The organism is Saccharothrix isguenensis, assembly GCF_052936305.1.
On record NZ_CP193626.1, the window covers coordinates 289,072 to 313,028 of the forward strand.

Here is a 23,957-nt window from a genome sequence, read left to right on the forward strand (position 1 = left end):
TGGACGTAGGGCTCACGGGGTCAGAGGAGGGTCTTCAGGGTGGCGGCGGCGCGTTCGGCGTCGTCGAAGGTGTTGTAGAGCGGGGCGAAGCCGAAGCGGAGCACGTCGGGCGGGCGGTGGTCGCCGATGACCTGGTGCTCGATCAGCTGGGCGATGATCCGCTTCGCCTCCGGGTGCCGGAACGAGACCTGGTGCCCGCGCCACTCGTCCCGCGGGGTGATCAGCTCAAGGCCCGGCAGGCCGTCCACCAGCGAGATGAAGTGCGAGGTCAGGCGCAGCCCTTTGGCCCGCACGTCGGCCAGGTCCACGTCGTCCCAGACGTCCAGGGCGGCGTCCAGCGCGAGCATCGAGATGATGTCCGGCGTGCCGACCCGGGCCCGGGACACGCCCGGGTCGGGTGTGTACTCCGGCGACATCGCGAACGGCACCTCGTGGCCCGTCCACCCGGTCAACGGCTGGTCGAACACGGGCTGCCCGGCCTTCGGCACGTAGATGAACGCGGGCGAGCCCGGACCGCCGTTGAGGAACTTGTACGTGCAGCCCACCGCCAGGTCGACGCCGAGCGCGTCCAGCTCGATCGGCAGCACGCCCGCGCTGTGGCACAGGTCCCACACGACCTTCGCGCCCACCGCGTGCACCTGCTCCGTCAGCCGCGCCATGTCCAGCAGCCGGCCCGTCCGGTAGTCGACGTGGTTCAGCAGCACGACCGCCGTCGTGTCCCGCAGGTCCAGGTCCTCCGGCGGCGCCGCCCGCAACGCGAGACCCGTCAGCTCCGACACCGACCGCGCGATGTACCCGTCGGTCGGGAACGTGCCCTCGTCCACGACGATCTCCGTGCGGTCGGTGTTGCGCACCGCCCCCATCAGCGCCTTGAACAGGTTCACGCTGGTCGAGTCCGCCACGACGACCTGGCCCGGCGCGGCGCCGATCAGCCGCCCGACCCGGTTGCCGACCCGTTCCGGCGCCTCCCACCAGCCCTCGGACCAGCTCCGGATGAGCCGCCGGCCCCACTGGTTGCGCACCACGTCCTGCACCCGTTCGGCGACGACCTTCGGCGGCGCGCCCAGCGAGTTGCCGTCGAGGTACACCACGTCGTCATCGAGGTCGAACAGGTCGCGGGTGTGCGCCAACGGGTCGGTCATCTGCGTCATACGTGACTCCTGGCCGTCCACAGCTCGGGGAAGACAGAGCGTTGCGTGCGCTTCTCCAGCCACGCAACCCCCGCCGAGCCGCCGGTTCCGGTTTTCGCGCCCATCGAACGGCGCGTGGCGAGCAGGTGGTCGTAGCGCCAGCGGGCGAACTCCTCGGCGATGTCGGTCAGCGCCTCGCCGAGTTCGAGCAGGTCGCGCGACCCGTTGCGGTAGATCTCCGCCCACACGGCCTCCACGTCGGCGTTCGGCTCGTACGGCCGGCTGACGTCGCGTTCCAGCACGTGGGACGGGATCGGCAGGTCCTGGCGGTGCAGGAAGCCGAGCACGTCGTCGTACAGGCTCGGCTCGTTGAGCAGCTTCTCCAGCGCGTCGTGCTGCTGCGGCACGGCGCGGTGCGGCACGAGCATCGACCGGGACTTCTCGCCGAGCAGGAACTCCACCTCGCGGTACCGGCCGGACTGGAAGCCCGAGCCCTCACCGAGGGCGTCGCGGAACGAGTTGAACTCGGCCGGCGTCATCCGGGCGATCGGCCGCCACGCCGCGTTGAGGGCCTGCATGTGCAGGTCGCTGCGGCGCAGGGTGCGGATCGCGGCACGCACGTCGTCGGCGCGCAGTTCCTTCTTGGCGTGCCGCCACTCGAAGCACAGCAGGCCGAAGTACAGCTCCATGACCTGCGTGATCACCAGGAACGACATCTCACGCGGGTCTTCGGACCACTGCTGTTGCAGCGAGTGCAGCACGGAGGCGTGCACGTAGTCCTCGTAGGGAGTCGTGCCGCCGAAGTCGAGTTTGGGTGCGACCGGGCAAGTCATGCCTTCATCATGACCGGGCGTTCGAGTGATCTGAATGGCCGACGGCCAGTGTTTGACCATGAAGTTCTTACGACCGAAAGGCAATGGGCGAGGTAGCTTTGCGGTTGTGAGCACTGAACTGGATCACGTGGATTGGGCCTTGTTGGAGGCCCTCCAGGAGGACGCCCGGCTGTCGTACAACGAGCTGGCACGGCGCGTGCACGTCTCGCCGCCGACGGTCGCGCAGCGCGTGCGGCGGCTGGAGAACGCGGGCGTCATCACCGGCTACCGCGCGACCGTGGACCCCACGGCGGTGGGGCGGTCGGTGGTCGCCCTGGTCCGGATGAAGTGCTACGGGCCGCGGTGCATCACGGTGCACCCGGAGCTGCTGGACGACTGCCCCGAGGTGGTCGAGGTGGTGCGGCTGACCGGCGACATCTGCTCGGTGGTGAAGGCCGTGACCACGTCGATCAGCGAGTTGGAACGGCTCCTGGTGCGGCTGGGCGGCTACGGCGAGACGTCCAGCGCGATGGTGCTGTCGACGCCCATCCCGTGGCGACCGGTGCTGCCCGGCTGAGTGATGGCCGGCTGAGTGATGCCCGGCTGGGTGATGCCCGGCCGGCCTTCAGCCGGTCACGCCCGGTGTCAGTTGGCCGAGCGCGTGCCGGACGTGCCCCTGGGTGCGTTCCAACGCCTCCGCAGCGCGCGCTGCCGGCACGTTGGCCAGCAGGTGCACCAAGGCCACCTTCAGGTCACCGCCCGCGTCGGCCAACGCGGTCGTGCACTCCGACTCGCCGAGACCCGTCGCCTCACGCAGGATGCGCACGGTCCGGCCGCGCAGCTTCGCGTTGGTGGCCCGCATCGACACCATCAGGTTCGAGTACGTGCGGCCGAGCCGGACCATCACGGCGGTGGAGAACGATGTCAGCACCAGCTTCTGCGAGGTGCCCGCCTTCATCCGGGTGGACCCGGCGATCGCCTCCGGGCCGGTGTCGACCGCGATCAGCACGTCCACGTCGACGGGCGCCGGCGCGGTCGTGTTGTTGGACACGAGGACCGTGTGCGCGCCCATCGTGCGGGCCTCTTCCAGCGCGGCCACCACGAACGGCGTGCGACCGGACGCCGTGACGCCCAGCACGAGGTCGCCGGCAGCGGCGTGGCGGCGGATCTCGGCGGCGCCGTCGGACGCCTGGTCCTCCACGTCCTCCACGGCGTTGACCAGGGCGTCCCTGCCGCCCGCGTGGTGGGCGACGAACCAGTCCGGCGGCGCGTTGAACGTCGGCACCAGCTCGGCGGCGTCGAGCGTGGCCAGCCGGCCGGACGTGCCCGCGCCGACGTAGTGCACCCGTCCACCCGCGCGCAGCGCGCCGACGGCGAGGTCCGCCGCACGGGCCAGCTCCGGCAGCACGGCCGCGACCGCGTCCGGGACCAGCCGGTCCTCGGCGTTGATCAGGCGGAGCACCTCCAGCGTGGAGAGCCGGTCGATGTCCTGGGTCCGCTGGTTCCTGGCCTCGGTGGGGGATTCCACGCGGACCGCGACATCGTGCCGGGGCGGCGTCATTTACCGGACTCCCGGCGTCGCCTGCCGTCGGGCCGCGCGCCGAGGCGATGCCCGGCCACCGCGTCGTACGTCGCTTCGAGGGCCATCTTGGCGCTGTCCACGTGCCGCTGGGCGACACCGATGAACAGGCAGTCGATCACGGTCAGCTGGGCGATCCGGCTCGCCATCGCGCCCGAGCGGAACGTGGTCTCGCGGGCCGCCGTGGTCAGCACGTGGTCGGAGACCTCGCTGATCGGCGACCGCGGGAAGTTGGTCAGCGCCACCGTGGTCGCGCCGTGCTCCTTGGCCACCCGCAGCGCCTCGACCGTCTCCGACGTGGAGCCGGTGTGCGAGATGCCGACCGCCACGTCCGCCTTGGTCAGCACGGCCGCGGACGTGAGGGCGATGTGCGTGTCGTTCCACGCGAAGCAGATACGCCCTATCCGGTGCAGCTTCTGCTGGAGGTCGAACGCCACGAAAGCGCTCGCGCCGAAGCCGTAGACGTCCACCCGGCCCGCGGCGGCGACCGCCTCGACCACCGCTTCCAGCGTTTCCACGTTCAGCTGCTCGGCGGTCTCCTCGACCGCTCGAGCGTCCGCGAACGCCACTTTGCCCACCACCTGACGCAGGTCGTCGCCCGGGCCGATGTCTCCGCCCAGGTCGCGGTCGGGGCGCATCGACGTGCGGGCCGTATCGGCCGCAAGCGCTATGCGCAGCTCGGGGTAGCCGCCGACACCGATCGCCTTGCAGAACCGGGTCACCGTTGTCTCGCTGGTGCCCGCGGCCTCCGCGACCTCGGTGATGCTCCGGTGTGCGACGGTCGCCGGGTTTTCCAGCACGACCTTGGCGACCCGCTGTTCCGCGCGGGCGAGGCCCGGCAGGAGCGAGCGGATCTTGACCAGAGGGCTGGAGTCGGCGGTACTTTCGGTGGACACGTGGGAAACTTACTAACCGCTCAACGTAGGGTCAACGTAGGGTCGGCCTAACTCACCCCAAACGTGACCCGATCTCACCATTTGGTGGATCATGCGGTCGGCCTGTCACTAACGGTCCGCGGCCCGCCACCCCTCGGCGAGCAAACCCGCTGGTTCGCGCTCCGCGTCGAGTGCCACGCCCTGGTCGTCGGTGATCCGCACGGCGTCCACGTACACACCGCGCCCGTCGTAACCCGTGCCCCGGACGTACCGCCAGCGGTACTGCACCGCCGACGCCGCCTCGACCTGGACCTTGTGCCACCGCCGCTGCCCGTAGCCGGCCAACACCTGGACATCGCGCCAAGTGACGCCGTCGTCAGTCGCCTCGACCACGACCTTCTCGCCCGGGTCCAGGTCGACGAACGCCCAGAACGACAACCGCTGCGTCTCGGACCGCTGCGGGAGGTCGCGCGTGGTCAGCGTGCCGCCGTTCGCGTCGGGCGTCCACGCCGTGTCGTGCCGAGGCCTGACCGCCAGCGCCTTCGCCAGGCCGTCGGCCACCACCCGCCGGGCCGGGTTGATCGAGCCCCACCTGCGGCTCGGGTGCACCCGGTTGGTCAGCAGGATCGCGATCGACCGCGACAACGGGTCCAGCACCAGCGTGGTGCCCGTGTACCCGGTGTGCCCGGCCGCCTTGGGCGACGTCAGCGCGCCCATGTACCAACGCTGGTCCAGCTCGAAGCCGAGGCCGTGCGCGTTGCCGGGGAACGCCTGGTTGAAGTCGGTGAGCATCAGCTCGACGGTGCCCTCGTCCAGGATGCGGCCACCCGCGTGCACGCCGCCGTTGAGGATCGCCTGGCCGAGCACGGCCAGGTCGCGCGCGGTGGAGAAGACGCCCGCGTGACCCGCGACCCCGCCCAGCGACCAGGCGTTCTCGTCGTGCACCGTGCCGCGGATGATGCCCCGGCCCGCCTGGTACTCGGTGGCCGCGATCCGGTCGAGCTTCGCCGCCGGCGGGTTGTAGCCGGTGTCCACGAGGCCGAGCGGCGCGGTGATGTCGTCGCGGACGAGCTCGTCCAGCTTCTTGCCGGACCACTTCTCGGCCAGCAGGCCGAGCGTGATCAGGTTCAGGTCGGAGTACACGTACGTGGTGCCCGGCGCGCTGCGCGGCTTCGTGTCCATCACGGCTTTGACCCGGGACGAGACGTCCGGGTACTGCGACCACAGCGGCAGCCACGCCACCAGGCCGGACGTGTGCGTGAGCAGCTGCCGGACGGTGATCGACTCCTTGCCGTTCACGCCGAACTCCGGCAGGTGCCGGGCCACCGGGTCGTCCAGCTCGAACCGGCCCTGCTCGTGCTGCCGCATCACCACGATCGAGGTGAACAGCTTGGAGATGGACGCCAGGTCGAAGATCGTGTCCCGGGCCATCGGCACGCGCTCGGCCTCGGGCAGCTCGGTGCCCGCCCCGTCGGAGTAGCGGACCGCCCAGCCCGTCGGCTCGTGCGTGACCACGACGCCGTCGTGCGCCAACAAGGTGACGGCGCCCGCGAACAGCGGGTGGCCGGTCGGGTCCTGGCCAGGAGAAGCGGACACGGTGTAGCGCTGGACCCGCGCCAGGGCGGCGTCCAGCGGGTTCGGGTCGAGTCCCACGTGCTCAGGGGTACCCGGTCGCAGCACGCTGCTCGACCAACCTTCGTGCGGCTGGTCGAAGCGGGCCTCGCGGCCCTCGGCGTGCGCCGGAAGGGTGACGGTCACGGCCAGGGCGGTCGCGATCAGCAGGGCAGGGATGCGCATCGCTGTCTCCCTCTACCGGTAGCTCAGGTAAGGCGCGCGGGTGCGTTCGAACGCGGCCAGTTCGGCGGCCCAGGCCCCGACGACCTCGTCGGTGCCCGCGCCCGCGTCGACCATGCGGCGCAGCCGGTCGGAGCCGCTGAGCTTGTCGATGTAGTGGTCCGGGCGCCACGCGAAGACCTGCGGGTAGCGGGCCTTCGCCGCGACGATCATGGCGACCGCGGTGCGGGGCGCGTCGAAGCTGTGCGGGTCGGTGAGGTGCAGGGTCACCCCGGCGCACAGCTTGTTCGCGAACTTGTTGAACGTCGGCGTGAAGTACGTCTCGCGGAACCGGACGCCGGGCAGGCCCAGCGCGTTGAGGTCCTCGGCCCAGCGCCAGTCCAGGCCCGGCGCGCCGATCGTCTCGAACGGTCGGGTGGTGCCGCGGCCCTCGGAGAACACGAGCCCTTCGAACAGGCACGTGCCGGGGTAGACCAGGGCGGTGTCGTGCGTGGGCACGTTCGGGCTCGGCGGCACCCACGGCAGGCCGGAGTGCAGGTCGCTGCGCTTCCAGCCCTTCACGTCGACCACTTCGAGGCTGCTCACCCGGCCGCCGTCGGTGGGCAGGAACTCTCCGTCGAACAGGCGCGCCAGCTCGCCGATCGTCATGCCGTGCTGCTGGACGATCGGCTTGCGGCCGACGAAGGTCGCGTGGGCCGGGTCGAGCTGCGGGCCGCGGGCCGTGCCGCCGACCGGGTTGGGGCGGTCGAGCACGACGAACCGCGTGCCGGTCGCGGCGGCGGCCTGCATGACCGCGTACATGGTCCAGATGTAGGTGTAGAAGCGCGCGCCGATGTCCGCGATGTCGAACACGAGCGTGTCGACGCCCGACTTGGCGACCATGTCGGCGATCTTGGCGACGTTCGCGCCGTAGGTGTCGTAGACCGGGATGCCGGTGCGCGGGTCGAGGTAGTTGCCCTCCGAGCCGCCGGCCTGGGCCGTGCCGCGGAAGCCGTGCTCGGGCCCGAACGCGGCCTTCGGAGCCAGGCCGGCGGCCACCATCGAGTCCACGATGTGCGTGTGGTCGCGCAGCACGCCGGTCGGGTTGGTGACCACGCCGACCTCGTGGCCCGCGAACCGCCGCCAGCCGTCCTCGGCCAGCTGCTCCGCGCCGGTGTGGACGGTGCGCGGGCGGTCCGGGTGGTAGGGGTTGTCCGTGCTCGCGGCGCTCTCGCCGGCGAGCGCGCCGAGCGCCGGTACCGCGAGTGCCCCTGCGGTGAGGAAGTGCCTGCGGTCCATCGCGATCACCAGTCCAAGCCGTGGCCGAAGGGGTACGGGGTCGGTCCGGGCACCGCGACCGGCAGCCTGCCCGCCGGGGCCACCTCACCGGTGATCACCCGGGCCAGCGATTCCATCGAGCCCGCGCCGTAGGAGTAGGTGGCGAGCCACGTCGGCGCGGCGGTGTGCGCCACGTCGTACGGGTTCCGCACGGCCACCGCGACGACCGGTTTGCCGGTGGCCAGGAGCCTCGTCAGCAGGGCCTGCTGCGCGGGCTGGCCGGACAGCGCGTTGGTGAGCACCACGACCACGTCCGCGTTGGCCGCGGCCTGGACGACGGCGGTGGTCTGGGCTTGCGTCGGCGCGGCGCCGGTGGGCATCGCGTTGCCGCCCAGGACGGTGGCCAGGGTGCGGGTCGTCGTCTCACCCCAGCCGGTGACCAGCGCGGCGGTCGGCTTGGCCGCCAGCGGCAGCACGCCCGCGTCGTTGCGCACGGCGGTGATGGTGCGGTCGGTGATGCGCCGTGCGGCGGCCAGGTGCTCCGGCGTGCCGAGGGCGGCGTCGACCTGGTCGAGGTCCACCTGCCGGCCGTTCAGCATGCCTCGCAGGAACTTCATCCGCAGCACCCGCAGCACGCTCTGGTCGATCCGCTCCTCGGTCAGCTCGCCGCTGCGCACGGCCGCGAGGACGCTGTCGAACGCCTCCTGCAGCTTGACCGGCATCAGCAGCTGGTCGACGCCGGCTTTCAGGGCCAGCACGGGGATCTCGGTGTCCGGGTGGAGCTGCCGCACGCCCGCCATGGCGAGCGAGTCGGTGATGATCACGCCGTCGTAGCCCAGGTCTTCGCGCAGCAGGTCGAGGACCGGCTTCGACAGCGTCGCCGGCTCACCCGACGGGTCGATCTTCGGCATCCGGATGTGCGCGGTCATGATCGAGTCGATGCCCGCGGCGATGGCGGCCTGGAACGGCGGTGCGTCCAGCTCGCGCCACTCGTCGGCGGTGCGGTCGACCTTCGGCAGCGTGGTGTGGCTGTCCTCGGCCGTGTCGCCGTGACCGGGGAAGTGCTTGGCGGTGGCGCTGACCGCGTGCGGCGACAGGAAGCGGCCCTGGTAGCCGCGGACCTGAGCGGCGGTCAACCGGGCCGCCAGCGCCGGGTCGCCGGAGTACGACCGGACGCCGATCACCGGGTTCTGCGGGTTCGAGTTGACGTCCGCGTCCGGCGCGAAGTTCTGGTTGATGCCCATGGCGCGCAGCTCGCGGGCGGTGATCGCGGCGGCCTGCTCGGCGTCCTCGGCGCTGCGGCCGGCGCCCAGTGCCATGTTGCCGGGGAACTGGGTCGCGGGCGGCCCGATCCGGGTGACGATGCCCATCTCCTGGTCGACGGAGATGGCCAGGGGGATGTCGCTCGCCCGCTGGAGGCCGTTGGAGAGCGCGGCGATCTGACGTGGCGTGTCGATGTTGTCGTAGCTGGTGTTGTTGAAGTAGATGACCCCGCCCGGCTGGAACTTCGCCACCACGTCGGCCGGGGTGGCCACCCCGAAGTCCCGCACGTTGCCGGGGTGCGCCTCGTCCGGCGACTGGCCGTGCAGGTAGGTGACGAACAGCTGGCCGACCTTCTGCTCCAGCGACATGCCCCGGAGCAGGGCGGTGACGTTCCGGGCCTGGTCCGGCGCCGCTTGCGCCGGTGTTGCCACTGCTGTCACTGCGGAAGCCGCGGCCAAGGCGACGGCGACGAGCGGACGGAGCACTGCGGCCTCCCCACTGGGAATCTTCCACCACCAAGTGGTGCGGTTCGCAAGTTACCCACGTCACTGTGGTGGGTCAACGGGTCGCGTTCGGTGGTCATTGTGCTGAGGGGCACCGACAGTTCCGGCGGTTCGGGCGTCACCCGATCGGGCGTTGTTCGCGGCGGTTCGGCCTGAAAGGGGTCGGCGGGTCGGTGGAATCGGCAGCACAAAGACGGTGAGGCCCCTCGTGAGGGGCCCCACCGTCGTCAGCGCGGGCTTGCGAGTTACCAAGCGTGCAACTCGTGTCGTATCACCATGGCCTCGGCGTCCGGCGTCCCGGTACGCAGGCCCTAGACGACAAGCCTCCCGCGGCGTGCTGCGCGTGGGTGTCTCGAAGTCCGCGCACGGAGCTCTGCCGGGGTGGACGCCGCTTCTCTTCCGCTTCGTCCCTGGCCGACCCGAGGTCCGCACTTCCTTTGTAGTAGGTGTTCGGCGTCACAGCAAGGGCTCGATGGGGTGCACCGGTCAAGCGACGTTCAGTAGCGGAAAAGCTTTTGTGACAGGGGTTTCGCGTTCCCGCGCGCTGCCGGTACCGCTGACCGGGGCAAGGCCGGGTGAATCAGCTCCGGCGCCGCCGGCGCAGGCCGTACCAGGCCACGCCCGCGGCCGTCGCGGCGCCGAGACCGATCGCGGTGACGGCCACCGCGGTGCCCGACGGGCGGGGGATGCGGGCGCGCAGGGACACCGGGTCGGAGAACGTCAGCGACGGCCACCCGCGCTGCACCGCGACCTTGCGCAGCGCGCGGTCCGGGTTGACCGCGGTGGGGTGGCCGACGGCCTCCAGCAGCGGCAGGTCGCTGATCGAGTCGGAGTACGCGTAGCAGCGGGCCAGGTCGTAGTCGTGCTGCTCGGCGAGCTGCTTGACGGCGATGGCCTTGTTCTCGCCGGCGCAGTAGAAGTCGATCTCGCCCGAGTAGCGGCCGTCGGCGACGACCATCCGCGTGCCGACGCTGTGCGTGGCGCCGACCATGGTGGAAATGGGGGCGACCAGCTCCTCGCCCGAAGCGGACACCACGACCACGTCGTGGCCTTCGGTCTGGTGGTCGGTGATGAGCTGGGTCGCTTCTTTGTAGACGAGGGGGTCGACGATGTCGTGCAGCGTCTCCTCGACGATCGAGCGCACCTGCTCGGCGTCCCACCCCTGGCAGAGCGCGGTGATGTGCGAGCGCATCCGCTCCATCTGGTCGGCGTCGGCGCCCGCCAGCATGAAGACGAACTGCGCGTAGGCGCTCTTGAGCACCGCACGCCGGTTGATCAGGCCCTCTTGGAAGAAGGGCCGGCTGAACGCCAGCGTGCTCGACTTGGCGATGATGGTCTTGTCCAGGTCGAAGAACGCGGCGACTCGACTGCCTTCGGTGGCGTGCTCGGTCACCGGTCCAGCTTAAGGCTGGGCAGCCGGTACCCACCGCCCGCACTAGTTCGCCTCTTTACGAACTGAGTGTGCGGTCGCCGAAATTTCCGTGTCCCTCTAACGTGAAGACACGCAAGACCGTGTCTCGTGGGGATACAGTAGACGCGTCCGGCTCGACCGGACAGGTTCAGTCCGACCCCCCGGGACTGAACCAATGACGACCCCCGTCCCTCCCCCCTGGCGGGGGTCGTCCCATGTCCGGAGTCGGTTTCACCGGGCTGTCGCGCTGGACATCCGCGCACTTGCACCCCTTCTTGCATCACCGCCCGATCTTGTTTCGCCGTGCCCGCGTCCGGCGCGCGCCCTGACCGCGACGGCGCATTCGCACCCTCTCTCGCGACGTCCGGTTGTCCACAGGCCCTCCGGTTGTCCACAACTCGATCATGAACCGTTGTGTCCTTCCTCACCGCTCGACACCGTGGCACCCGTAGATCCACGACGGGGAGTGCGCGATGAAGCGACCGGTGGCCTTGGTGGCCGAAGCGGTTCTGGTGGACGAAGTCCTGCACGCGGCGGCGGTTGTCGGCTGCGAGGTGGAGCGCGTGGTCGACGTGACGGCGTTGCGCGGCCGTTGGCACGGCGCGCCGGTGGTGGTGCTGGACGAAGAGGCCGTGATCGCGTGCGCGGCGGCGGGGTTCCCGCGCAGACCGGGTGTTCACGTCGTCGGTGCGGGTCCACCCGATCCGGGGACGTGGCGGCGTGCGCTGGCGTTGGGCGCGGAGCAGGTGTTGGAGCTGCCGGGCGACCAGGACCGGCTGCGGGCGCTGCTGGCCGACGCGGCGGAGGGTGATCCGGCCGGTGCCGGCAGGGTGCTGGCCGTCCTCGGTGCGCGTGGTGGCGCCGGTGCGTCGGTGCTGGCGGTGGCCGTGGGTCAGGCCGTGCTGTCCGCCGGCGGTCACGGGCTGCTGGTCGACTGCGACCCGTTGGGCGGTGGGCTGGACCTGACGCTCGGCGCGGAGCGGCAGGAAGGGCTGCGGTGGCCGACGTTGCAGCTGACCGGTGGCCGGGTTCCGGCCGCCGCGCTCCGTTCGGCGCTGCCCGGTCGCACGGCCGGGCACGGCAGCCTGACCGTGCTGTCCTGCGGCCGGACGGGTCCGGGGCCCGAGCCGGACGCCGTGGTGGCGGTGATCGAGGCGGGCCGGCGTGCCGGTGGCACGGTCGTGTGCGACGTGCCGCGCCAGCTGACCGGTGCGGCGTGCGCGGCGCTCGACCGGGCCGACCTGGCGGTGCTGGTGGTGCCCGCGGACGTGAAGGCCTGCATGGCGGCCAAGACGCTGGTCGACCAGACCGGTGAGCGCGGGGTGGAGCTGCGAGCGGTCGTGCGGGGGCCGGCGCCGGGCGGGTTGTCCACCGCGCAGGTGGTGGAGGCGGTCGGTGTTCCGCTGCTGACCGCCATGCGTCCGGAGCCGAGGCTGGCGACGGCCCTGGACGAGGGCCGCTTCCCCGGGACCGGTCGCGGGCCGTTGGCGAAGGCGGCCCGGGAAGTCCTGGCGGTGCTCCATGACGTGTGATCCCCGGCCGACCTTGAAGCGGCATCCCGCGTTCCGGCCGGTGCCGGCGTTCCGGACGTGCCGCCCGGTGCTGCTGACGACCCTCCTCCTCGCCGAACTGTCCCTCGCCGATCGGCCGCTGCTCGCTTCGCGCGTTCCCGCGGAGGCGTTGGTCGACGCGGCGCAAGAGGTGTTGGCGGTGCGTGCCAGTGCTTCTCGTGTGCCGCAAGGTGTTGTGGAAGGGGGCGGACCGTGAACGATCTCGTGGAACGCGTCCGGCAGCGCCTGGCCAACGGGCGTGCCGATCTCACGTCGGCGGCCGTCGCGGCGGCGGTGCGGGGCGAGGCCGGCGGGGTGCTGGGTGATGAGGACGTCCAACGCGCCCTCACCGTGCTGCGCCGGGAGTTCGTCGGCGCCGGCCCGCTCGAACCGCTGCTGAGCGACCCGGACACGACCGACGTCCTGGTCACCGGGCCTGACCAGGTCTGGGTCGACGGCCTGACCGGCCTGCGCCGCACGGACGTCACGTTCCCCGACGAAGCCGCCGTGCGCAGACTCGCCCAACGGCTCGCGGTGGCCGCCGGGCGGCGGTTGGACGACGCCGCGCCGTACGTCGACGGGTGGCTGCCCGGTTCGGTCCGGCTGCACGCCGTGCTGCCGCCGATCGCGCCGCTGACGTGCCTGTCGTTGCGCGTCCTCCGTCCGGCCGTGCACGACCTGGACGCGCTGCGCGCCTGCGGCACGTTCGACCAGCCGACCGCCGACCTGCTCCGGGCGATCGTGGTGTCCCGGCAGGCGTTCCTGGTGGTCGGCGGCACGGGGTCGGGCAAGACAACGCTCCTGGCCGCCTTGCTGGGCTGCGTGCCGCACCACGAGCGGGTGGTGTGCGTGGAGGACGCCGGGGAGCTCCAGCCCGACCACCCGCAGGTCGTCCGGCTGGTGGCGCGCGGCCCGAACGTCGAGGGCGCGGGCGAGGTGACGATGCGGGACCTGGTCCGGCAGGCGTTGCGGATGCGTCCCGACCGGATCGTGGTCGGGGAGGTCCGGGGCGCGGAGGTGTGCGAGCTGCTGTCGTCCTTGAACACGGGGCACGACGGGGGTGCGGGCACGTTGCACGCGAACTCGCCGGCCGAGGTCCCGGCCCGGCTGGAGGCGTTGGCCGCGCTCGGCGGGCTCGACCGGCACGCGTTGCACAGCCAGCTCGCGGCGGCGGTGAAGATCGTGCTGCACATGCGCCGTGCGGCTGACGGCACGCGACACCTGGCCGAGGTGGGTGTGCTGGAACGGCGGTCCGGTGAGCTGGTCGTGCGGCCGGCGTGGCGGCACGACGGTGGGCGGCCGGAAGCCGGCGGTGTGCTCAAGTCCCTGGTGGGGCTGCCATGAGCTTCCTGGTGCTGGCCATCGCGCTGCTGGTCCTGCCGTCGTCGGCCGCTCGGCGCCGCCTGGTGGGGTTCCGGCGAGGGCCGACACCGACGTGGAGGCGGCCGAGAGCCAACCAACCGCTCGCCGTCCTGGCCGGTGCGGGTCTGGGCGTCCTGGCGGGAGTGGGCGGGGCGATCGCGGGCGCGTTGCTGGCCGCGACGGTCTGGCGCAGCTACCGGGAAGCGATCGGGCAGCGCGACCACCTCAAGACGTCCACGGCGCTGGCCGACGGACTGAACGCGTTCGTCGCCGAGCTGCGTTCGGGTGCTCATCCGGCCAAGGCCGCAGTCGGTGCGGCCGAGGACGCGGAGCCACCGGCGACGGAGGTCCTGCGGGCGATCGCGGCGACGTCGGATCGCGGCGGGGATGTGGAGGCGGCGCTCGCGGAGTTCCCGGACGCGCACCACCTGGCGCGTGCGTGGCGGCTGTCTGCGGTGCACGGCGTGCCGTTGGCCGAGGTGTTGGACGCAGTGCGGCGAGACCTGGACCGGCGCAGTGCGTTCGCCAGGCAGGTGCACGCCCGCATGGCCGGACCGAGAGCCGGCGCGGCGGTACTGGCCGGTCTGCCGCTCTTCGGCGTGGTGCTCGGCGAACTGGGCGGTGCGGGACCACTGGCCGTGCTGACCGGCACCACGCCGGGGCAGGTGCTGTTGGTGGCCGGGGCGGTGCTGATCTGTGCCGGGTTGCGCTGGAGCGGTCGGTTGACGAGGCACGTGATCGCATGAGCCTGCTGGTGTTGGCCTTGGCGCTGCTCGTGTTCCCGCCGCCACCGAAGGCTGCGTCGAGGCTGAAGCCGAAGCGGGTGCGACAGCCCGAGGTGAAACCGGGGCCGCCCGATCCGTTCGCGCAGGCGGCGACCTGGGACCTGCTGGCCGCTGCCCTCCGAGCGGGCCTGCCGGTGGCGGGGGCGCTGCACGCCGTGCTGGCGGGCGTGCCACCCGGGCCGGCCGAACGCCTCCGGGAGGTGGTCGACCTGCTGACGTTGGGCGCCGACCCGGTGGACGCGTGGGCCAAGGCCCTCGACCACCCGGACACCGCGCCGCTGGCCAGAGCGGCACGCCGCACCGCGCGTTCGGGGGCGGCCCTGGCCGGTGCGGCGGCGGACCTGGCCACGGAGGCGCGGGCGAAGGTGTCCGACCAGGCCGAGGCCCGCGCGCAACGTGCAGCCGTGCTCGTGGCGGGGCCGTTGGCCCTGTGCTTCCTGCCGGCGTTCCTGTGCCTGGGCGTCCTGCCCGTGGTCATCGGGCTCATCGGCAACGTCAGCAGGACCTGGTGACGATCCACAGCAGACAGGAGTGCGGAAAATGCTGGTGCGCAAGAGGTTCTCGAATGTCAGTGTGATGTCGGACGACAGTGGGATGTCGACGGTGGAGTACGCGATCGGCACCCTCGCGGCGGCCGGGTTCGCCATGCTCCTGTACTCGGTGATCACCGGCGACTGGACGCTCGGCCTTCTCCAAGGACTGGTGCAACGGGCTTTCACGGTGAACGTGTGAAAGGCGTGCCGGCGGACGACCGGGGTGGGGTGACCGTCGAGGCGGCGGTGGCGGTGTGCGGGCTGGTCGCCGTCCTGGCGCTCGGGCTCGCGGCCGTCATGGCGGTGGTGGGGCAGCTCCAGTGCACCGACGCGGCACGGGAGGCGGCCCGGTTGGTGGCTCGTGGCGATGACGCGCGGGCCGACCGCGTGGCCGGGGAGATCGCGCCTCGAGGAGCGCGGTGGGCGATCCGAAGAGAGGGCGACACGGCCTGGGTCGAGGTCACCGCCTCACGCCTCGGCGTGCAGCTGCGGGCCCGCGCCTACGCCGTGCTGGAGCCGGGAGTGGCCAGTGGGTGACCGGGCTTCGGCGGCTGCGGGGGCCGCAGCGGCCGGTGGGTGACCGGGATCGGTGGGTGTGGTGGCGGGGCGGCCAACGGGCAACGGGCAACGGGGTCGGAGTGTGCGAAGCCGCGAGTGGTCGGTGGGTGGCTGGATCGGGGTGTGCGGAGCCGCGACCGGCCGGTGGGTGACCGGGTCCGGGTGTGGAGTCGGGAGGCGGTGGGTGACAGCGGTTCGAGGTTCATGGTGTCGGGAGTGGTTGGTGGATGACCGTGGTCCGGCGTGTGTGGAGGTGGGAGGGGCCGGTGGGTGACAGGGGGTCGGCGTCGGTCGTGGCCGTGGCTGTCGCGGGCGTGTGGTTCGCGTTGGTGGTGGTCGGCGTGCGGCTGGGGGAGGCGGTCGTGAGCAGGCACCAGGTGGCCGCGGCGGCTGATCTTGGGGCGTTGGCGGCGGCCGGGCAGTTGGTGTCCGGGGCCGACGAGGCCTGTGGACGGGCGGCGTGGGTGGTCGGGCGGATGGGCGGTCGACTGGCTGAGTGCCAGGTCACGGGCTGGGAGGTGACCGTGACGGTGGTCGGCGAGGCCTCGGTGTTCGGCGCGCCCAGTGCGCGGGCGAGGGCAGGCCCGACTGAAGAATGACCCCGGTCGGCCGCGACGAACGGTTGTCCGTCGGCGGTGAGCGGACTCACACGACCGCAGTTTCGCGGCTTCACGGTGGGTGAACGGCTCCTCCACCGTTCTGCTCTCCACCCCCTGGCCCCGCGCTCACCGGGCCACATCGACCAGTTATCGACAGCCGGTTACCAAGACCCCCGGTCATGTCGTTAGTTCAAGTGAGACACCGACACGGTGTCGAACAACACACGACACGGTGTCGTTGATCGCAAGCAGGAGGCGACGAAAGATGGAGTGGTCGGATAGCTGGCGCGGGGCCTTCCGCATCGAGCTGCGCGCAGAGGCGGTCAACCTCGCGTGGCACGGGTGGCCTGTGCTGCCGGGCACCTATCCGGCGGGCGAGCAGTGGGCCGGGCGCGACGGGGTCGAGGACGACGGCCCGGCGCCGGTGCACCACGACTGGCAGGAGCGCATCGGCACCAAGGCGGAGCAGGTCGCCACCTGGTGGACGGGTCACTCCTACAGCATCCTGCTGGCCACCGGTCACGGCGTGGACGCCATCGAGGTGAGCGCCGACCTCGGCCGCCGCGCCGCCGTCGAGCTGCGCGCCACCGGCATCCCGGTGCCGATCGTGGCGACCCCGGCGGGCCGCTGGATGTTCCTGGTCGCCTCGGACGCGACCACGGCGACCACGGCGACGGACGCCGGGATCGACGCGGACGTCCGGCACTACGGCAAGGGCGAGTACGTCCCGCTGCCGCCGAGCCCCTGCGACGTCGGCGTCGTGCACTGGCGGGTCAAGCCGCAGATCTGCGCGTGGCAGCTGCCGCACGCGAGCGTGGTCCGGGACGCCCTCGTCCAGGCCGCGAACCCCACCCCCGACTACGGCTTGGTCGCCGCCGACCGGTCGTGATCGACGTGGCCGTGCCGGACGTCGTGGATCTTCTCCCCGACCACCCCGAGCACGACGTCCAGCACGGCCACCCCGCCCGCCTTGTCCAGCGGATCGTTGCCGTTCCCGCACTTCGGCGACTGCACGCAGGACGGGCACCCGGCCGGACACGCGCAAGCAGCGATGGCCTCCCTAGTAGCGACCAACCACGGGACTACCGCGTCGAACCCGCGGTCGGCGAACCCGGCTCCTCCGGGATGACCGTCGTGCACGAACACCGTCGCCTCCCCGGTGTCCTGGTGCAACGCGGTCGAGACTCCGCCGATGTCCCACCGGTCACAGGTCGCGAAGAGCGGTAGCAGGCCGATCGCCGCGTGTTCGGCGGCATGCAGTGCGCCGGGGACGCGCGCCGGAGTCAGACCGGCGCCCCCCGGCGCACTGCCCAGCGAGTCCGTGTTCAGCGAGTCCGCGCCCAGTGGGTCCGCGCCCAGCAGTTCGGCCGACACCGTGTACCAGACCGCCCGCGTCACCAGCGTCTGCGCGGGCAGCGCCAGCGGCACCGAGTCGACCACCTGACCGGACGGCAGCTTCCGCAGGTACCCGACGACCTGCGAGGTCACCTCCACCTCGCCGAGGCACACCGTCACCCCGTCGAACGACCTCTGCTCCAGCACCCGCACCACCGTGATGTCCTTGGTGTCACGGGCCGTCGTGGTCCAGTCCGGCTTCTCCGCGTGCACCAGCGCGATACCGCTGTCCAAGTCCAGGTGGTCCACCACGTACGACTCGCCCTGGTGCAGGTAGACGGCGCCGGAGTGCACCTGCCAGCACGCCGAGCCGTGGTCGACCGTGCCGAGCATCCGCCCCGAATCGGCCTCCACCACCACGACCTGCTCGCCGCCGGACCCGCGGATGTCCACGTCGCCGTGCGGCCGGTCGTGTGAGGTCCAGTACCAGCCGTTCGGCCGCCGCCGCAGCACCCGCCGCGCCACCATGTCCTCGACCACCGCGAGCGCCGCGTCACCGCCGAACGAGGCCAGCGACTCGGGCGTCAGCGGCAGCTCCGCCGCCGCGCACGCCAGGTGCGGCTCCAGCACGTACGGGTTCGTCGGGTCCAGCACCGTCGCCTCGACCGGCTTGTCCAGCACCGCCGACGGGTTGTGCACGAGGTACGTGTCCAACGGGTCGTCCCGCGCCACGAACACCACCAGCGCGTCCGTGTCCTCCGTCCGCCCCGCCCGCCCGGCCTGCTGCCAGAACGACGCCAGCGTGCCGGGGAACCCGGCCACCACCACGGCGTCCAGCCCGACGATGTCGACGCCCAGCTCCAACGCGTTCGTCGTGGCGACACCCAGCAGCTCGCCCGACGACAGCGCGCGCTCCAGCGCCCGCCGCTCCTCCGGCAGGTACCCGCCGCGATAGGCCGCGACCCGCGAAGCGAGCGATGGGTCGACCTCCGCCAGCAGCCGCCGAGCGCCCAGCGCGGTCAGCTCCGCGCCCACCCGTGACCGCACGAACGCCAGCGACCGCGCGCCCTCCACCACCAGCTCGGCCAGGATCCGCGCCGTCTCCGCACCCGCCGACCGGCGCACCGGCGCGCCGTTCTCGCCCTCCAGCTCCGCCAGCAGCGGCGGCTCCCACAGCGCCACGGTCCGGCCGGCGCGCGGCGACCCGTCCTCCGTCACCGCCGCGCACGGCAGCCCCAGCAGCGCCGAGGCCGACGCCTCCGGGTCGGCCACCGTCGCCGACGCCAGCACGAACACCGGGTCCGCGCCGTACCGCTGGGCGACCCGCCGCAGCCGCCGCAGCAACAACGCCACGTGCGATCCGAAAACGCCCCGGTACGTGTGACATTCGTCGACCACGACGTACGACAGCCGGCGCAGGAACCTGATCCACCGGGCGTGGTTCGGCAGCACGCCGCGGTGGAGCATGTCCGGGTTGCTGAACACCCAGTTGGCGTGCGCCCGCACCCAATCGCGTTCCGCCATCGGGGTGTCGCCGTCGAACGAGGCGGCCCGGACACCCGGCACGCCCAACGAGTCCACCGATCTCAACTGGTCCGCACCCAACGCCTTGGTCGGCGAGAGGTACAGCGCCGTTGACTTCGGATCAACTGTCAACGCGCTCAGCACCGGCATTTGGTACGCCAGTGATTTGCCCGACGCGGTGCCCGTCGCCACCACGACGTGTGATCCCGACCACGCCAGCGAGGCGGCCTCCGCCTGGTGCCGCCACGGCTCGGGCACACCCCGTTCCACCAGCGCGGACACCACCGGAGGCGCGGCCCACGACGGCCACGGGACGGGTTGCGCCAAGCGCGCAGGCTGGTCCTCGACGTGCGTCAACGGCGATTCGCCCACCGGAACTCCGGCGACGACCCGGTCCAGCAAACGACGTCCCTGGTTCGCCACGGGGCGCAGCTTCGCACACCGCGCCGACAGCGCCGGCGCTCATGGCCGGGCCCCGGCTCGCGGTCGTGGAAACTGCCGGTGTGGATAACGGTGTGTGCACGGATCGGGACTCCTCGTTGCCTACTTGCGGTCTATGAATAGACTCCGCCGCTATCGCATCCAATGAGGGGTGCATCACGTTGTGTCGGGGTTAGACAGTCGCGTGAGTGACCCGCCCCACACCGCGGGGTGGCCCTGCCATTGGGCTTGGAAAACTCACCAGGAGGACGGATGTCCCGGCATTTCCTCGCGGAGGGCCTAGAGCTCTCCGGAGGTGATCGCGGCCTCGTGGCCGTGATCGCCGCGGTCGCCCTGGCTGCCCTGGCCGTGGGCTATGTGCTGCTCCGGGAGGTACTGGCCGCGGGCCAGGGCACCTCCAAGATGCAGGACATCGCCAAGGCGGTCCAAGAGGGCGCAGCGGCCTACCTCAACCGGCAGTTCCGAACGCTCGGCATCTTCGTCGTCATCGTGTTCGTGCTGCTGTTCGCGCTGCCGGCCGAGGACGCGGGTGAGCGCATCGGCAGGTCGCTGTTCTTCATCGTCGGCGCGGTGTTCTCCGCGATCATCGGCTACCTGGGCATGTGGCTGTCGACCCGCGCGAACGTGCGCGTCGCCAGCGCCGCCAGGGAGACCGGTGGCCGGGAGAAGGCCATGCGGATCGCGTTCCGCACCGGTGGCGCGGTCGGCATGTTCACCGTCGGGCTCGGCTTGTTCGGCGCGGCCCTGGTCGTGTTCGTCTACGTCGGCCAGGCGCCGCGGGTGCTGGAGGGCTTCGGCTTCGGCGCCGCCCTGCTCGCCATGTTCATGCGGGTCGGCGGCGGCATCTTCACCAAGGCCGCCGACGTCGGCGCGGACCTGGTCGGCAAGGTCGAGCAGGGCATCCCGGAGGACGACCCGCGCAACGCGGCGACCATCGCGGACAACGTGGGCGACAACGTCGGCGACTGCGCCGGCATGGCCGCGGACCTCTTCGAGTCCTACGCCGTCACGCTGGTGGCGTCGCTGATCCTCGGCACCGCCGCGTTCGGCGCGAAGGGCCTGCTGTTCCCGCTGATCGTCCCGGCGATCGGCGTGATCACGGCGGTCATCGGCGTCTACATCACCAGCGCCAGGACCGGCGAGAACGGCCTCACCGCGATCAACCGGTCGTTCTACATCTCGGCGGTGATCTCGGCGGTGCTGTGCACCATCGCCGCGTTCGTGTACCTGCCGAGCTCGTTCGCGGGTCTCGTGGGCGTGTCCGAGGACGTCGCGGCGACCAGCGGCAACCCGGCCCTCATCGCGTCCGTCGCCGTGATCATCGGCATCGTGCTGGCGGGTGTCATCCTGTGGCTGACCGGCTACTACACCGGCACCGAGCACAAGCCGGTCAAGGAGGTCGGCCGCACCTCGCTCACCGGCGCGGCGACCGTCATCCTGTCCGGCATCTCGGTCGGCTTCGAGTCGGCGGTCTACACCGCGCTGGTCATCGGCGGCGCGGTCTACGGCGCGTTCCTGCTGTCCGGCTCGGTGGTCGTGGCGCTGTTCGCGGTCGCGCTGGCCGGCTGCGGCCTGCTGACCACGGTCGGCGTCATCGTGGCCATGGACACGTTCGGCCCGGTCTCCGACAACGCGCAGGGCATCGCCGAGATGTCCGGCGACGTGGACGGCGAGGGCGCGCAGATCCTCACCGAGCTGGACGCGGTGGGCAACACCACCAAGGCCATCACCAAGGGCATCGCGATCGCCACCGCGGTGCTGGCCGCGACCGCGCTGTTCGGCTCCTACAAGGACGCCATCGACAAGGCGCTGGCCGACGTCCAGGTGGCCGTCGGCGACACGCCGATCTCGTTCACCAACGTGGTGTTCAGCCCGAACGTGCTGGTCGGCCTGATCATCGGCGCGGCCGTCGTGTTCATGTTCTCCGGCCTCGCGGTCAACGCGGTCACCCGTGCGGCGGGCGCGATCGTGTTCGAGGTGCGCCGCCAGTTCCGCGAGAACCCCGGCATCATGGACGGCACGGTCAAGCCCGAGTACGGCCGCGTGGTGGACATCTGCACGAAGGACTCGCTGCGCGAGCTGGCCACCCCCGGCCTCCTCGCGGTGATGGCGCCCATCGCGGTGGGCTTCGGCCTCGGTGTCGGCCCGCTGGCCGGCTACCTGGCCGGCGCGATCGCCACCGGCACCCTGATGGCGGTGTTCCTGGCCAACTCCGGTGGCGCCTGGGACAACGCGAAGAAGCTCGTCGAGGACGGCAACCACGGCGGCAAGGGCTCCGAAGCCCACGCCGCGACCGTCATCGGCGACACGGTCGGCGACCCGTTCAAGGACACCGCCGGTCCGGCCATCAACCCGCTGATCAAGGTGATGAACCTGGTCGCGGTGCTGATCGCGCCCGCGATCGTCGGGTTCTCGGTCGGCGCGGAGGCGTCGGCCGGCATCCGGTACGCGATCGCGTTCGTCGCCGTGGCGGTCATCGTGGCGGCCGTCGTCGTGTCCAAGCGGCGCGGCACGGCCATCGCGGACGCCCCTGCGGAGGCCACCACCTCCGCGTGAGCCCGCGGTGAAGGCGGGGCGTCCCCGGTCGGGGGGCGTCCCGCCTTCGCTTGGTCGGGGTAGGCCGACTGGGTGCACACTGGACGGGGATGAACAGGACTGTTGGGAGCACCCTGATGAGACTTCTGCCGCTGGTCGCCGCGACCGCGCTGGTCGTGGCGGTGACCGGGTGCGGGTCCGGGGGTGACTCCTCCGCGCCCACGACGTCGTCCTCCGCGCCGTCCGACGCCGCGGCCGTGGAGTACATGGACAAGGTGTGCACGGCCGCGGCGTCGTTCGCCTCGGTGCAGAAGACGCCGCCGAGCCTGGACTCGAACGACCCGGCGAAGCTCAAGGCCGAGATGGGCACGTACATGGGCCAGATGGCCGACGCGTTCACCCAGACCGCGACCAGGCTGCGCGGGATCGGGCCGTCTCCGGTGGCCGGTGGTGACGAGCAGGTGGAGAAGATGGCGGCGACGTTCACCGACATCGCGAAGAACTTCACCGACGCGAAGGCGGCCATCGAGGCGGCGGACGCGAACGATCCCGTGGGCGGGTTGCAGGCGGCCGGTGAGGCCATCACGCGGTTGGACGACTTCGTCGCGCCACTGAAGCAGTTGGAGGCGTCCCCGGAGCTGTCCGACGCGGCCAGGAAGGCGCCGAACTGCCAGGACCTGCGAACGGTCACGCCGTCCGAACCCGCACCGACCTCGTAGTAGGTTGCCCTTCGGTTTTTCCACTTCCTCCGGGGGGATCTGTGCAGCACAGCGTGAAGTACCGGGCCGGGCTGGCCGGTGTGTTCGCGGCGGTTCTCGTCACCGCCGCGTGCGGTGGTGGCGGGACGTCGTCGTCCGGCACCTCGACGACGTCCGCCACGACCACGACCACGACGCCGGCGGCCGACGCCGACCCCGTCAAGTGGACCGGCACGTTCTGCGAGGGCATCAGCCCGACGATCGAGGGCGTGATGACCCTCCTCAAGACCATGTTCGAGGGCGGCGCGGAGGACCCGGCCGTGCAGAAGGCCGCGCTGCTCGACTACAGCGGCAAGGCCGGCAAGTCGCTGTCGGAGGCGGGCGAGAAGCTGGACGACCTCGGCGCGCCGTCGGCGGACGCGCAGGAGCTGCACGACGAGCTGGTCACGTTCTTCACCGACTCGGGCAAGACGCTGAACGAGGTCAACGCCGAGCTGGAGAAGCTCGACCCGGCCGACCCCGAGTTCTCGGCCAAGCTGGAGAAGCTGGGCGGCGACCAGGCCGACCCGTCCAAGCTCCAGGAGCAGATCAAGAGGCTCCAGGAGGACCCGGAGCTCGCCGCGGCGTTCAAGCAGGCGCCGGAGTGCGTGGCGATGGCCGAGACGATGAAGGGCCTCGGCGGCTGACCTGCGGTCGAGGTGCGCTGAGGCGCCTGAGGCGGTGGGGGCAGCCGGTTCAGCCCTTCGGGGCCTGGCCGTGGTCGAACGTGTGTTCTACGCTGCCTGTCCGTGGGGCAACTGTCCTTCTTCTCGGCCGAGGCGAGACAGCCTTGCGTCGGTGACCTGGCGGGCCTGCTGTGCGGGCCCGGCCAGGCGCTGGGCTTCGCCCGCGGCCGGGCGGCCAGGGTGTCGGTGACCGTCGACACCCCGGCTCGCGCGGCGGCTGTGGCGGCGGCGCTGGCCGAGCGCGGAGTGCAGGCCAGGACCGATCCGGACGAAGCCGGGTCCGTGCAGGTCACCACCGCTTTCCGGACCGACCTGACCGGCCTGGCCGGGCAGTGGCTGGACGGTTGCCGCAAGGTCGTCCCCGCCGGTTTCACGCTCGACGGCGGCGCGTTGCGGCTGTGGGCGCTCGCGTCCGGGCGCTGGGTGGAGACCGGGTACTTCCTCGGCCTCGACCCGGAATCACCCGGCACCCACGAAGCGTTGCGAAAAGCGTTGGCCACGTCGGGCCTCCCCTCGACACTCTGGACCGGGAAAGAGGGGGGACCGGCGCTGCGCGTCGTCGGCAGGCGGCGGCTCGAACGGCTCGCCGAGCTGGTCGGACGTGCGCCGAGGGGCGTTGCCGAGCGCACCTGGCCGGCTGCGTAGCGCGTCCTCCTGACGGAAGATCAGGCACAGTTGTGTCACCCTG

23 protein-coding genes are annotated in these 23,957 nt (G+C 71.7%); 14 read left to right on the plus strand and 9 right to left on the minus strand.

What is annotated here, in order from left to right; genetic code table 11:
* Positions 1-20 precede the first annotated feature (20 nt).
* Together kynU and ACRAKI_RS01460 are read right to left on the minus strand one after the other, a co-directional pair.
* On the minus strand, positions 21-1,151 hold the full coding sequence (gene kynU / locus ACRAKI_RS01455; protein WP_447005242.1) for a kynureninase: 1,131 nt from the start codon (positions 1,149-1,151) through the stop codon (positions 21-23).
* Positions 1,148-1,963 carry a tryptophan 2,3-dioxygenase gene (locus ACRAKI_RS01460; RefSeq protein ID WP_447005243.1) on the minus strand — a complete coding sequence of 272 codons (816 nt, stop codon included), beginning with the start codon at positions 1,961-1,963 and terminating at the stop codon, positions 1,148-1,150. Before ACRAKI_RS01460 ends, kynU begins: the two co-directional genes overlap by 4 nt.
* A 106-nt stretch (positions 1,964-2,069) precedes the next feature.
* On the opposite strand from ACRAKI_RS01460, the gene ACRAKI_RS01465 reads away from it, so the two are divergent.
* The gene (locus ACRAKI_RS01465; RefSeq protein ID WP_447005244.1) at positions 2,070-2,519 is read left to right on the plus strand and encodes an Lrp/AsnC family transcriptional regulator; all 450 of its coding nucleotides are present in this window, start codon (positions 2,070-2,072) and stop codon (positions 2,517-2,519) included.
* Between the two features lie 48 nt (positions 2,520-2,567).
* Here the strand turns inward: ACRAKI_RS01465 and murQ are convergent, their stop codons facing one another.
* From murQ to ACRAKI_RS01495, 6 genes are all read right to left on the minus strand, one after another.
* On the minus strand, positions 2,568-3,503 hold the full coding sequence (gene murQ, locus ACRAKI_RS01470; RefSeq protein ID WP_447005245.1) for an N-acetylmuramic acid 6-phosphate etherase: 936 nt from the start codon (positions 3,501-3,503) through the stop codon (positions 2,568-2,570).
* On the minus strand, positions 3,500-4,417 hold the full coding sequence (locus ACRAKI_RS01475; RefSeq protein ID WP_447005246.1) for a MurR/RpiR family transcriptional regulator: 918 nt from the start codon (positions 4,415-4,417) through the stop codon (positions 3,500-3,502). Before ACRAKI_RS01475 ends, murQ begins: the two co-directional genes overlap by 4 nt.
* Before the next feature lie 108 nt (positions 4,418-4,525).
* The gene (locus tag ACRAKI_RS01480) at positions 4,526-6,193 is read right to left on the minus strand and encodes a serine hydrolase (protein WP_447005247.1); all 1,668 of its coding nucleotides are present in this window, start codon (positions 6,191-6,193) and stop codon (positions 4,526-4,528) included.
* A gap of 12 nt (positions 6,194-6,205) precedes the next feature.
* A complete protein-coding gene (locus tag ACRAKI_RS01485) occupies positions 6,206-7,474 on the minus strand; it encodes an exo-beta-N-acetylmuramidase NamZ family protein (RefSeq protein WP_447008300.1) in 1,269 nt (422 codons plus the stop codon).
* Positions 7,474-9,141, minus strand: a complete 1,668-nt coding sequence (locus tag ACRAKI_RS01490) for a glycoside hydrolase family 3 protein (protein ID WP_447005248.1) — start codon at positions 9,139-9,141, stop codon at positions 7,474-7,476. Before ACRAKI_RS01490 ends, ACRAKI_RS01485 begins: the two co-directional genes overlap by 1 nt.
* A 652-nt stretch (positions 9,142-9,793) precedes the next feature.
* Positions 9,794-10,606: an HAD-IB family hydrolase gene (locus tag ACRAKI_RS01495; RefSeq protein WP_447005249.1), complete on the minus strand. Its 813-nt coding sequence runs from the start codon at positions 10,604-10,606 to the stop codon at positions 9,794-9,796.
* A gap of 491 nt (positions 10,607-11,097) precedes the next feature.
* On the opposite strand from ACRAKI_RS01495, the gene ssd reads away from it, so the two are divergent.
* The 9 genes from ssd to ACRAKI_RS01540 all read left to right on the plus strand — a co-directional run bounded on the left by ssd (position 11,098) and on the right by ACRAKI_RS01540 (position 16,900).
* The gene (gene ssd / locus ACRAKI_RS01500; RefSeq protein WP_447005250.1) at positions 11,098-12,156 is read left to right on the plus strand and encodes a septum site-determining protein Ssd; all 1,059 of its coding nucleotides are present in this window, start codon (positions 11,098-11,100) and stop codon (positions 12,154-12,156) included.
* A 67-nt stretch (positions 12,157-12,223) separates the two neighbouring features.
* A complete protein-coding gene (locus ACRAKI_RS01505) occupies positions 12,224-12,391 on the plus strand; it encodes a hypothetical protein (RefSeq protein ID WP_447005251.1) in 168 nt (55 codons plus the stop codon).
* Entirely contained in the window at positions 12,388-13,518 is a 1,131-nt protein-coding gene (locus ACRAKI_RS01510) for a TadA family conjugal transfer-associated ATPase (RefSeq protein WP_447005252.1), read from the plus strand. The genes ACRAKI_RS01505 and ACRAKI_RS01510 overlap by 4 nt, the downstream gene beginning before the upstream one ends.
* Positions 13,515-14,282, plus strand: a complete 768-nt coding sequence (locus ACRAKI_RS01515; protein WP_447005253.1) for a type II secretion system F family protein — start codon at positions 13,515-13,517, stop codon at positions 14,280-14,282. The genes ACRAKI_RS01510 and ACRAKI_RS01515 overlap by 4 nt, the downstream gene beginning before the upstream one ends.
* Positions 14,279-14,833 (plus strand): type II secretion system F family protein, encoded by a 555-nt coding sequence (locus tag ACRAKI_RS01520; protein ID WP_447005254.1) that lies wholly within the window; start codon positions 14,279-14,281, stop codon positions 14,831-14,833. Before ACRAKI_RS01515 ends, ACRAKI_RS01520 begins: the two co-directional genes overlap by 4 nt.
* Before the next feature lie 64 nt (positions 14,834-14,897).
* A complete protein-coding gene (locus tag ACRAKI_RS01525; protein WP_447005255.1) occupies positions 14,898-15,053 on the plus strand; it encodes a DUF4244 domain-containing protein in 156 nt (51 codons plus the stop codon).
* Entirely contained in the window at positions 15,050-15,391 is a 342-nt protein-coding gene (locus ACRAKI_RS01530; protein WP_447005256.1) for a TadE family type IV pilus minor pilin, read from the plus strand. The genes ACRAKI_RS01525 and ACRAKI_RS01530 overlap by 4 nt, the downstream gene beginning before the upstream one ends.
* A gap of 287 nt (positions 15,392-15,678) precedes the next feature.
* Positions 15,679-16,011, plus strand: coding sequence for an Rv3654c family TadE-like protein (locus tag ACRAKI_RS01535; RefSeq protein ID WP_447005257.1), 333 nt, complete (start codon positions 15,679-15,681; stop codon positions 16,009-16,011).
* Between the two features lie 265 nt (positions 16,012-16,276).
* Positions 16,277-16,900 (plus strand): bifunctional DNA primase/polymerase, encoded by a 624-nt coding sequence (locus ACRAKI_RS01540; protein WP_447005258.1) that lies wholly within the window; start codon positions 16,277-16,279, stop codon positions 16,898-16,900.
* Here the strand turns inward: ACRAKI_RS01540 and ACRAKI_RS01545 are convergent.
* Positions 16,870-19,293, minus strand: a complete 2,424-nt coding sequence (locus ACRAKI_RS01545) for a DEAD/DEAH box helicase (protein ID WP_447005259.1) — start codon at positions 19,291-19,293, stop codon at positions 16,870-16,872. The two genes, ACRAKI_RS01540 and ACRAKI_RS01545, sit on opposite strands and share 31 nt — an antisense overlap.
* A 270-nt stretch (positions 19,294-19,563) precedes the next feature.
* Between ACRAKI_RS01545 and ACRAKI_RS01550 the strand changes: the two genes are divergently transcribed.
* From ACRAKI_RS01550 to ACRAKI_RS01565, 4 genes are all read left to right on the plus strand, one after another.
* A complete protein-coding gene (locus ACRAKI_RS01550; RefSeq protein ID WP_447005260.1) occupies positions 19,564-21,867 on the plus strand; it encodes a sodium-translocating pyrophosphatase in 2,304 nt (767 codons plus the stop codon).
* 116 nt (positions 21,868-21,983) lie between these two features.
* Complete coding sequence (locus ACRAKI_RS01555; protein ID WP_447005261.1) at positions 21,984-22,565, plus strand: hypothetical protein; 582 nt, start codon at positions 21,984-21,986, stop codon at positions 22,563-22,565.
* A 41-nt stretch (positions 22,566-22,606) separates the two neighbouring features.
* Positions 22,607-23,230: a hypothetical protein gene (locus ACRAKI_RS01560; protein ID WP_447005262.1), complete on the plus strand. Its 624-nt coding sequence runs from the start codon at positions 22,607-22,609 to the stop codon at positions 23,228-23,230.
* Between the two features lie 102 nt (positions 23,231-23,332).
* A complete protein-coding gene (locus tag ACRAKI_RS01565; RefSeq protein ID WP_447005263.1) occupies positions 23,333-23,914 on the plus strand; it encodes a hypothetical protein in 582 nt (193 codons plus the stop codon).
* The last annotated feature ends 43 nt before the right edge of the window (positions 23,915-23,957 follow it).